We start from the raw sequence: 9,580 nt of genomic DNA, 5'->3' as shown, positions 1-9,580 counted from the left end.
ATTCGGACGTGCTCGTCGTCGGTTGACTGGTTTCCGGCGGCGATCACCAACTGTGCAACGGCGAGCAGCCCTACTTGGACCAGCTCGGCAAACACTCCGCCACTTCGGCCGTCGACTGAATCAGAGGCTTGGTGGCCAGCCAGGCACTCCCGTCGATGGGCTACGCATTCACCGCACGATGATCTGGATTGGGAGGGATGATGAACGGACCTACGAGGCGCGCAGGAATCGTCGGGGGCGGGGTCGGCGGGTTGGCGACTGCCATCGCGTTGCGGCAGGCCGGGTGGCACGTCACGGTGTTCGAGCAGGCGCCGGAATTCGGCCGGGCGGGGGCCGGGATCGTGTTGCCCGTCAACGGCATCGCTGCCCTCGACGCCCTCGGGCTCGGGGAGCGGATCCGTGAGCATCAGGTACCTGATCGGACCGCGCAAATACAGACTGCGGCTGGTCGCACGCTGATGAGCTTTCGGTTGAGTGACGCGATGGGCTACCCGGGAATGGTTCTGCTCGCGCGATCAGATCTCATCGCTCTCCTGGTGGACGCCCTGCCCAGCGAGTGCATTCACACGGGCGTAGCGGTGCGGGCAGTGCGCGAAAGCGGTGTTGTGGAAACTGATTCCAGCACGGCGGAGTTCGATCTGGTGGTCGCGGCCGACGGGGCCAATAGTGTAGCGCGACAGCAGTTGTGGCCCGATCTCTCGCTGCGGCATACCGGAGTCACCGCCTGGCGTTGGATCGTCGATGGTCTGTCGACGGAGTACGCCGGAATGGTGTGGGGTCCGGGCGGTGACATGGGGATCTATCCCATGCCTCGTGGTCGCACCATGGTGTGGGCCGCGGGTCGACCGGGCATCGACGACCTGGACTACTTTGCCGACTGGATCGACCCGGTGCCGAAATTGATCGCCTCCGCCGATCGGATAGTGCGCAACGATGTGGCTTACGTGCCGGTTCCTCGTTCGCTGGTTCGTGGCCGGGTAGCGCTGGTCGGCGACGCGGCGCACGCGCTGGTGCCCTACAACGGCCAGGGCACCTCCGTAGCCTTGGAAGATGCCGTCACCCTCGCCGCATGTGCTCCGGACCTGGCGGCCTACACCGCGTCGCGGCGTCCTCGCGCGCAGTACATGAGTCTGCTGGCGCGGTATGGCATGCCCACACCCGCGACAAACAGAGCCGCCGTGATCACCGCCCCGATGGCGGGATTGATGCCGAACCGGTTTTTGCGGTGGGCCGCGCGCACGGGACGGCGGGCGGCGACGACTTGGACCCCACCGGAAATCCGGTCCGGCGTGTCCTCGCACTGATTCTGAATCTGGAACGGAGCAACCATGAGCACGTCGACGGATACTGCCGTCGATCACGAGATTCTCATTGTCGGCGCGGGTTTTTCGGGGATGGGCACGGCGATCGAACTGGATCGGGCCGGTGTGCGCGACTACCAGATCCTCGACGCAGGCGACGGTCTCGGCGGAACTTGGCGGTGCAACACTTACCCCGGTGTCGCGGTCGACTTCCCGGTCTTCAGCTATCAGTTCTCATTCGAGCAGCGATCGGACTGGTCCCGCGTCTACGCCCCCGGCTCGGAGGTACAGGAGTACGCGGAGCATTGCGCCGACAAGTACGGCCTTCGTTCACGGATGCGGTTCGATACCAAGATCGACAGAATCGACTTCGAGGGCCACACGAATCGATGGCGGGTGACGACAGCCGCAGGCGACACGATGACCGCCAGGTTCGTCGTCAACGCGACTGGCAGCTTTCCCGAACCGAACATCCCGAAGTTCAACGGGATCGAGAACTTCGCGGGACGGGTCCTGCACACCGCGCGCTGGGACCCTGCGGTGGACCTGACCGGCAAGCGGGTCGGGATCGTCGGCACCGGAGCGTCCGGCGTACAGCTCGCCTCTGCCGTCGCGGCCGAGGTGGCGCAGCTGACCGTGTTCCAGCGGACTCCGGTATGGGTCGTGCCGAAGTACGACGCGCCGCTGTCCGCGCGGCTGCACTGGGTGCTCGAGCATGTTCCGTTGCTGAAGCCCGCGATCCGGGCGTTGAGCCAGGCCTATATCGAGACGGTCGTCCTGTTGCCCGCCCAATATCACAAGCTGTTCCCGTTGACCAAGCTCGCCGCAGTCGCCCTGCGGCGTGAGTTGGCCGCGCAGGTGCACGATCCAGCAGTCCGGGACAAGCTCACGCCGCGTTATGCGCTCGGCTGCAAACCGCCGGCCTATTCCAACGCGTACCTGTCCACGTTCAACCGCGAAAACGTGTACCTGGAAACCGATCCCATCGACAAGGTGACCACGGACGGCGTCCACACGGCTGAAGGCGTCGAGCATGAGCTGGACGTGTTGATTCTCGCGACAGGGTTCAAAATGCCATTCACATCCGGCGTGCCCTTCCAATGCGTCGGATCCGACGGGATCGATCTGCACGAATATTGGTCTCGGGAACGAACGCAGGCGTATCAGGGGGTGAGCGTGCCCGGTTTCCCCAACTATTTCTCGGTGTCCGGCCCGTACTCCTACAACGGTTCGTCCTACTTCAACCTGATCGAAGCCAGCGCCAAGCACATCGCCCGCTGCCTCGGCCATGCCCGACGGACCGGAGCGACGCGGGTGGAGGTCACGAAGCAGGCCAACACGAAGTACTTCGAGGAAATGCTGCGCCGCCGGTGGCGGCAGGTGTTCTGGCAGGACACCTGCGGCCTCGCCAACGCCTACTACGTCGACGTGAACGGCGACGTACCGCTGCGACCAACGCTCAGCCTCGAAACGGCTTGGCGCAGCGCCCGATTCGCGCTGAGTGACTACCGCTTCGAGAACACGCCCGCGAGTGAAACAGTCAAATAATATACACAGGCTTGAAGGGGAAAGATGACTGTCCTGGAATTTCGTGATTCCGAGAGTTCGGCCCGACGTACCGTGCGGTGGGTTCGCGAATGGGGGTGGATTGCATCCTTGCTATTTGTGCAGAAAATTCCCAACCGATTCAGTCTGGTGTACGACAAAGTGATCACCGGACACAACTCGCTGGGTGAGGAGTCGCTATTCATCAACCTGGGCTACTGGAAGGACAGTCCTCAAACTTTGGATGAAGCGGGCGCGGCGCTGGCCCGGCTGGTAGCGACCGAAGCGCGCCTCGGGTCCGACGACGTAGTGGTGGACGTCGGCTGCGGAATGGGCGACCAAGACTTTCTCTGGGCGAAAGAATTTGGCCCGAAACGAATTACAGGTGTGAATATATCCGCGAAACAGATCGAGGTCTCGACCGCACGGGCCGCCGCACTGGGGCTCAGCGACGTCGTCGAGTATGTGCACGGGTCCGCAAACGACCTACCTCAGTCGGATGCGTCCGCGACAAAGGTGACCGCACTCGAGTCAGCGCTTCACTTTCCGTCGCGTCCACGATTTTTCGAGGAAGCATTCCGAGTCCTGGCACCCGGCGGCCGATTGGTGACTGCCGACGTTGTGCCGCTCGCAAACAAGTATGTTTCGAGCGAGGTCAGGCGCTCGCGTCTCAAGCGACTCGTGGTGCACGGCGCATTCACGACCGGCCGCAAGAATAATACCGATGCGGAGGAATACCGCCAGGCGCTCCTGGCAGCCGGCTTCAAGGATGTCCGAGTCTATTCCATCCGCGATCACGTCTACCCGCAATATGCCGAATATGTCAGCCGTCAGCGCGATCATCCGCAAATGCGGAGAATCAATCCGTTGCTTCGGGGCTTCTTCGGCCAAAAAGGCGCCGATTTCTGGGCCCCTTGGCTGGACTATATCGTCGCAGTTGCCGACAAGGCGCCTGCCGGAGATTGTCTCTGAGGAACACCACGCCAACAACCGACGCATCCCCATGACCCGCGGCAAGGTGCTGGGCGGCTCCGGTTCGGTCAACGGGATGCTCTCCGAGGCGAACGTGGCCAACCAGTAGCTCGTTGATCGCACCTGGGCGCATCGGAGAGCCCGACGGCGGGTGGAAGAGGTTGACCAGCACGAAGTCGCAGTCGCGCGCGGATCGGCACTGACCACGTTCATGGACGTAGGTGTCGTAGGCCAGTACCACGAGATCGTCACTGGGACCGGGCGCGACCGTCGCGACTTCACCCACGCGCCGTTGGCGTTGTCGCGCCGATGCACATACAGATGCGAGCCTGGGTAGCCGACGCGGGTCCAACCCATTCTCTGGGCCGTGCTGGGGCCGTCGCCGTCCGGGGGCCGTCAGACGACCGCTACCAACAACCCGCAACAACCAGCAGACACCCGAAACCCGCAGGTCGGCGGCGTGTTACCGACCACGACACGCCTTCGGCAGTACCATCGGGAAATGCGGTCCATTTGGAAGGGCTCCATCGCGTTCGGATTGGTCAATGTCCCCGTGAAGGTGTACACCGCCACGGAGGACCACGACATCAAGTTCCACCAGGTCCACGCCGCCGACGGCGGACGTATTCGATACGAGCGGCTGTGCACCGTGGACGGGCAGCCGGTGCAGTATTCCGATATCGATCGGGCCTACGAATCGCCCGACGGTGATCGGGTGATTCTCACCGATGAGGACTTCGCGAAACTGCCCGCCGCGGAGAAGCACGAAATTCCGGTCCTGCAATTCGTGCCCTCGGAACAGATCGATCCGATTCTCTTCGACAAGAGCTACTATCTGGAACCCGATTCCACCACGCCCAAAGCGTATGTGCTGCTGGCCAAGACCCTCGAACGGGTGGACCGGGTGGCGCTGGTGCATTTCACCCTCCGGCAGAAGACCCGGCTGGCCGCGCTGCGGGTGCGCGACGGGGTGATGGTGTTGCAGACCCTGCTGTGGCCCGACGAGGTGCGGTCGGTGGCCTTCGACAAGCTCGAGGGCGTCGCCGAGCCCAAGGCGCAGGAACTGAAGATGGCCGAGACCCTCGTCGACACGCTGTCCGACGACTTCGATCCCAGCCTCTACGTGGACGAATACCAAATCGAGCTGAAGAAGCTGCTCGACGAGGCCATCGCCAGCGGCTCCAGCAAGGTCACCCGGGCGCCGGAAGTGGCCGCCCCGGAGATGGACGCCGAGGTCGTCGACCTGGTCGCGGCCCTGCAGCGCAGCCTCGAGGCATCCGGGCGCAAGACCGGATCGGCTCCGGCCGCCAAGGCCGCGCCCGCCAAGGCCGCCGCCGAGAAGAAGCCCGCCGAGAAGGCCGCGAAGAAGGCTCCGGCCAAGCAGACCCGCAAGGGTGCCTGACCCTTCAGCAGCCACCTGGCAAACTGTCGGCATGGATCCCGATATATCCATCCACCCGGACATCGCCATCGTGCCCATGGGGCTCGGACACCTGCGGCAGGTCATCGACCTCGGCTACCAGGTGTTCGACACCCAGGCCAAGCCCTACACGTCGTGGTCGCTGACCTCGGTCGCCGAGCACCTCGACAGCCCCGGCAAATCCTGCTGGGTGGCGGTGGATTCGGATCAGGTGGTCGGATTCGTGCTGGCCTCCATGGAATTCGAACTCCGCGAGGACTGGGCGTACCTGGAGTGGATCGCCGTCTCCCCGGAGGTGGAGGGGCGCGGCGTCGCCAGCAAACTCATGACCGCCTGCTGCGACCTGCTGTTCCGGCACGGCGCGGCCCGCATCGTCACCGACGTCGAGATCCACAACACCGCCTCCGCGGCCATGATGCGCCGCAACGGATTCACCGAAGGCACCACCGTGACGCTGTTCGTGCGCCCCAACCCCGACGACCGCGCCGCCGGCGAGGACGAACAGGTCACCCTCGGCCCCGGCACCAAACGCGACCTCATCCGGCGCGGCCGCATCACCGGCGACGGACGCCACGGGCGGCCCGCCCGCTGATTGTCGGACCCTCCCGCTACGGTCGGGGCATGACCGCCCCCGATCCGACCATGACCGCCATCAACGACGCCGTAATCCTTGGACGCCAAGGCGATCCGGCGACGGCTCGCGAACAGCTGACCTCGTTGTGGGATGAGATCGGGGCGGGCGGCGACCCCTTGCACCGGGTCTCCCTGGCGCACTTCCTCGCCGACCTCCAGGACCACGCGGCCGACGCCCTCACCTGGGACATCCGCGCCCTGGACGCCGCCGACTCGCTCACCGACGAGCGCGCTCAGGCCCACCACGCGGGCCTGAGCGTGCGCGGCTTCTACCCCTCGCTCCACCTCAATCTGGCCGACAACTACCGCCGCCTCGGCGCTTTCGACACCGCTCGACAGCATCTGACCGCCGCCCACGACCGCTTGGACGCCCTGGACGAGGACGGCTACGGGCTGGGCGTGCGCGCGGGCCTCGCCAATGTCGAAGCGGCGCTGGCCGACCGGTCCACCGAGGCGCTACCCACGCACCCGGGCGCGTAAAACCGCCCGGTCACACGCCGCCGAGCCGCATTGCTGGACCGCAATGGCCGATATACGCTGGCCGCGATCATCAGCTAGCGAAGGGAACGCGTCGATGCCGGATCCGCTACCGAATGCCGTTGCGCCGCAATCCGATGCCCGGGGACGCCGCCTGGTCGCGGGCGCCGCCGCACTGCTGGCGATGACGGCCGTGGCAAGCGGGCCGATCGGTCCGGCTGCGGCCGAGGCACCCGCATCACCCGTCGCAGGCTCGCTGTCCTGCGCGCCCATCGAGGCGCGCGTGGCGATGCCGACCCGGGCTCCGCTGCTCGACTGGTCGGAGAACCTCACCTTCGACGAGGCGACCGGGAGCATCTGGGTCGCCCGCGCGCAGCGCAACGTGGTGGAGAAATACGACGGGGACGCCCACCTGGTCGCCAGCGTGCCGGTGCGAGATCCGGGCGCGGTCCGACGCGGCCCGGACGGGCTGATGTACGCGACCTTCGGCAATTCACCGCTCTCCGGCCTCTCGGGCGACAGCGGGGTGGTGCGGTTCGATCCGGCCGCCGCCGACCCGACCCCCGAGGTGTTCGTGTCCGGGCTCGGTCAGGCCAATGGCGCGGCCTTCGACGCCGACGGCACCCTGTACGTGGCCGACACCTCCGCGAACTCCGTGGTACGGATCCGGCCGGACGGCAGCATCGACGCCGACTGGACCGCCCGCAGCCGCACCGCGCTGGCGGCCCTCGGCCTCGGCGCCGACGGCATCGTCGCCGCCGACGGCGTCCTCTACGTGACGCTGCTGGAGAGCCCGACCGCGCGGGTCGTCGCCCTGCCGATCGACGATCCCGCACGGGCGACGGTGGCCGTGGATCTGGCCCCCGCTCCCCTGTCCGGCCCCCTGCTGCCCGACGACCTCGCGATCGTCGACGGGCTGCTCTACATCGCCACCGGCAGCGGGCAATTGGTGCTCGCGGATCCGGTCGCGCACACCAGTTGCACGGTGCTGTCGGGCCAGCCGCTGACCTCCGTGGCCGTCGCCCCGGCCCCGGCGCGCACGCTGGTGCTCGGCACCGAGGGCGGGGACGTCCTGAAGGCCCACTACCGCTGACGTCAGTTGTCCTGGGCCGCATGGGCTCTGCCCTCGTGGAAGAACTCCATGAGGCTCTGCACCGTCGCCACTTCGGTGCGGGGTCGCACGGCTCCGAAGGGCGCGTTCCAGAACTCGCCGCGGCGGCGGGTCCACGGGCCGACGTAGGCGTACGGCGTCGGGTTGTCCCAGTCGCCCGGGGAGACACCGTAATTCACCTCGTCGACCGCCACCGACAGGTCGAAGTGCTCGGGCCACAACACCGGCTGCTGTTCGGCGGCGAAGCGGCGTAATGCGGTGTCCCCCACCGCGAACCAGTCGTGCACGGCGGTGGCGGCCTCGGAGTCGACCCTGAACGGCTCATCCGGATCCATCCGGGTGCCATCGGAATACAGGCCGTCGGGCGGGCCGTCGGCCTCGAATCCGGCGCTCGAGGCGAGGTCACTGTAGGTGCCGTGCAGGCGGGTCCGGCCCTGCGGCCACACCAGATCGGTGCCCGTCACCGACACCGGCCACTTCATGCCGGCGAATCCGCCCAGCACGATGCGCATGCGGATGCTGCCGAACCGGCGATACTGCGGACCGGCGATCAGCAGTTCGGCCGCCGCGTGCAACGCGAACCGGGTGTCCTCGTAGGTGATGTCGTCCACGGGGAAATCATCGCCGCCGAGCCCGGCGTGTTGCTGGAAAATGGACTCCCGCAAACAAAACAGCGCCACACCGGACGAATCCGGTGTGGCGCATGCGTGTTTCGCGGAACGTCAGCTCGCGTTGTCGGTGCAGGCCGAGAGAATGATCTTGGCCTGACGCGGCGAGGACGAACCCGTGTCCGGGAAACCCGGCGCACTCTTGCCGAGCACATTGATGGCGGCCGACTCGGCCTCCACCTTGGACGGCGCCCACGCCCAGCCGAAGCGGGTGTCGGCGCCCTGGGCGACCGCGCCACAGGCATTGGCGAAGTGCACGACGACGGCACAGTCGCCGCCGCCACACTGGCTGACCGCGGAGGAGTCCGCGGCGTCCCAGCTGCCGTAGTTCACGGCATACGCGACGTTCCCGGTGCTCTTGGACAGCGCCAACGCGCCGTACAGGTCACCGGAGGTCGCGATGAAGACCGGCTCGCCGTTCTCCGCCGCGGAGGCGGATCCGGCGGCCACGGTGCCCATCGCGGCCATCGACGTAACGGCGAGGCCGACACCGGCCTTGCGCAGCAACGACATTCGATACTCCCCGGGGATGGATGGTGATAACGGCGGTCATCATGCCAGACGCTCAGACCCGGCGCATGACCGAGACGACCTTACCGAGTACCTGGGCATTGTCACCATCGATCACCGGGTACGCGGGATTGCGCGGCTCCAGGTAGACATGCCCGTTGGCGCGCTTGTAGACCTTGACCGTTGCCTCACCGTCGATCATGGCGGCCACGATCTCGCCGGTGTGCGCCTCGTGCTGTTTGCGCACCACGACGATGTCTCCGTCGCAGATGGCGGCGTCGACCATGGAGTCGCCGCGCACCCGCAGACCGAACACGGTGCCGCGGCCCACCAGCTCCCGCGGCAGCGAGAGCACATCGTCGGTGTGCTCCTCCGCCAGGATCGGGGCACCGGCCGCGATATCGCCGACGACCGGCACCGGTACCGAGTTCTCGTCCTGCTGCCGCGCCGGCGCGGACGCCCGCAGGAACAGCCGCACGTCCATGGGACGCGTCACCGACTCACTGCGCTTGAGGAACCCGCGCTCCTCCAGCTCGCGTAGATGCCGCGAAACCGATGAGGCCGACTTCAGGCCGACCGAGTCCCCGATCTCCCGAGTGCTCGGCGAATACCCGTGCCGCTGCACCCAATCCCGAATGCTGCACAGAATGCGTTGCTGGCGTTCGGGCAACGTGGAGGTGTCGAGATGCTCGAATCCGTCGAAGTCGTCATAGGTCACCAGTAAATCTTACGGCGACCCGCCATCCATCCGTCGGTGCGACCGGCCGCGATCACATCCGAGCCTGGGCCGGGGAATGGCGTTCCTCGGGCATTCCCCGACCGGAAACGATCCGTCCGTTGTCTTCCCTCATTCCCCCGAGTTCGCTCGGTAAGCAGCGCCCGTGCGTGAAAAACAGGGGCCCGCACAACTTTTGCTCGCTAACCACCGCAACTTTCGACATGG

The 9,580-nt window shown here is 66.3% G+C and carries 10 protein-coding genes; 7 read left to right on the top strand and 3 right to left on the bottom strand.

The features are described 5' to 3' along the window. Window positions 1-197: 197 nt before the first annotated feature. The 7 genes from ACQP06_RS15935 (at window position 198) to ACQP06_RS15905 (ending at window position 7,441) form a co-directional block, all read left to right on the top strand. Window positions 198-1,304: an FAD-dependent monooxygenase gene (locus ACQP06_RS15935; RefSeq protein WP_433672904.1), complete on the top strand. Its 1,107-nt coding sequence runs from the start codon at window positions 198-200 to the stop codon at window positions 1,302-1,304. 24 nt (window positions 1,305-1,328) lie between these two features. Next, window positions 1,329-2,849, top strand: a complete 1,521-nt coding sequence (locus tag ACQP06_RS15930) for a flavin-containing monooxygenase (RefSeq protein WP_433672903.1) — start codon at window positions 1,329-1,331, stop codon at window positions 2,847-2,849. 24 nt (window positions 2,850-2,873) lie between these two features. Further along, entirely contained in the window at window positions 2,874-3,818 is a 945-nt protein-coding gene (locus ACQP06_RS15925; protein ID WP_433672902.1) for an SAM-dependent methyltransferase, read from the top strand. A 502-nt stretch (window positions 3,819-4,320) separates the two neighbouring features. Then, window positions 4,321-5,220, top strand: coding sequence for a Ku protein (locus tag ACQP06_RS15920; RefSeq protein WP_433672901.1), 900 nt, complete (start codon window positions 4,321-4,323; stop codon window positions 5,218-5,220). A gap of 31 nt (window positions 5,221-5,251) precedes the next feature. Continuing rightward, window positions 5,252-5,830, top strand: a complete 579-nt coding sequence (locus ACQP06_RS15915) for a GNAT family N-acetyltransferase (RefSeq protein ID WP_433672900.1) — start codon at window positions 5,252-5,254, stop codon at window positions 5,828-5,830. Between the two features lie 29 nt (window positions 5,831-5,859). Continuing rightward, window positions 5,860-6,351 (top strand): hypothetical protein, encoded by a 492-nt coding sequence (locus tag ACQP06_RS15910; protein WP_433672899.1) that lies wholly within the window; start codon window positions 5,860-5,862, stop codon window positions 6,349-6,351. Window positions 6,352-6,445: 94 nt separating this feature from the next. After that, window positions 6,446-7,441 (top strand): SMP-30/gluconolactonase/LRE family protein, encoded by a 996-nt coding sequence (locus tag ACQP06_RS15905; RefSeq protein WP_433672898.1) that lies wholly within the window; start codon window positions 6,446-6,448, stop codon window positions 7,439-7,441. Window positions 7,442-7,443: 2 nt separating this feature from the next. Here the strand turns inward: ACQP06_RS15905 and ACQP06_RS15900 are convergent, their stop codons facing one another. The 3 genes from ACQP06_RS15900 to lexA all read right to left on the bottom strand — a co-directional run bounded on the left by ACQP06_RS15900 (window position 7,444) and on the right by lexA (window position 9,355). After that, complete coding sequence (locus ACQP06_RS15900; RefSeq protein WP_433672897.1) at window positions 7,444-8,070, bottom strand: hypothetical protein; 627 nt, start codon at window positions 8,068-8,070, stop codon at window positions 7,444-7,446. Window positions 8,071-8,181: 111 nt separating this feature from the next. Next, window positions 8,182-8,640: a DUF4189 domain-containing protein gene (locus tag ACQP06_RS15895; protein WP_379272081.1), complete on the bottom strand. Its 459-nt coding sequence runs from the start codon at window positions 8,638-8,640 to the stop codon at window positions 8,182-8,184. Between the two features lie 52 nt (window positions 8,641-8,692). Continuing rightward, complete coding sequence (gene lexA, locus ACQP06_RS15890) at window positions 8,693-9,355, bottom strand: transcriptional repressor LexA (protein WP_433672896.1); 663 nt, start codon at window positions 9,353-9,355, stop codon at window positions 8,693-8,695. Window positions 9,356-9,580: the final 225 nt, after the last annotated feature.

The sequence above is a fragment of the Nocardia sp. CA-136227 genome, from assembly GCF_050955695.1.
Classification (GTDB): Bacteria; Actinomycetota; Actinomycetes; order Mycobacteriales; family Mycobacteriaceae; genus Nocardia.
This window is presented reverse-complemented; position numbering and strand designations above follow the sequence as displayed.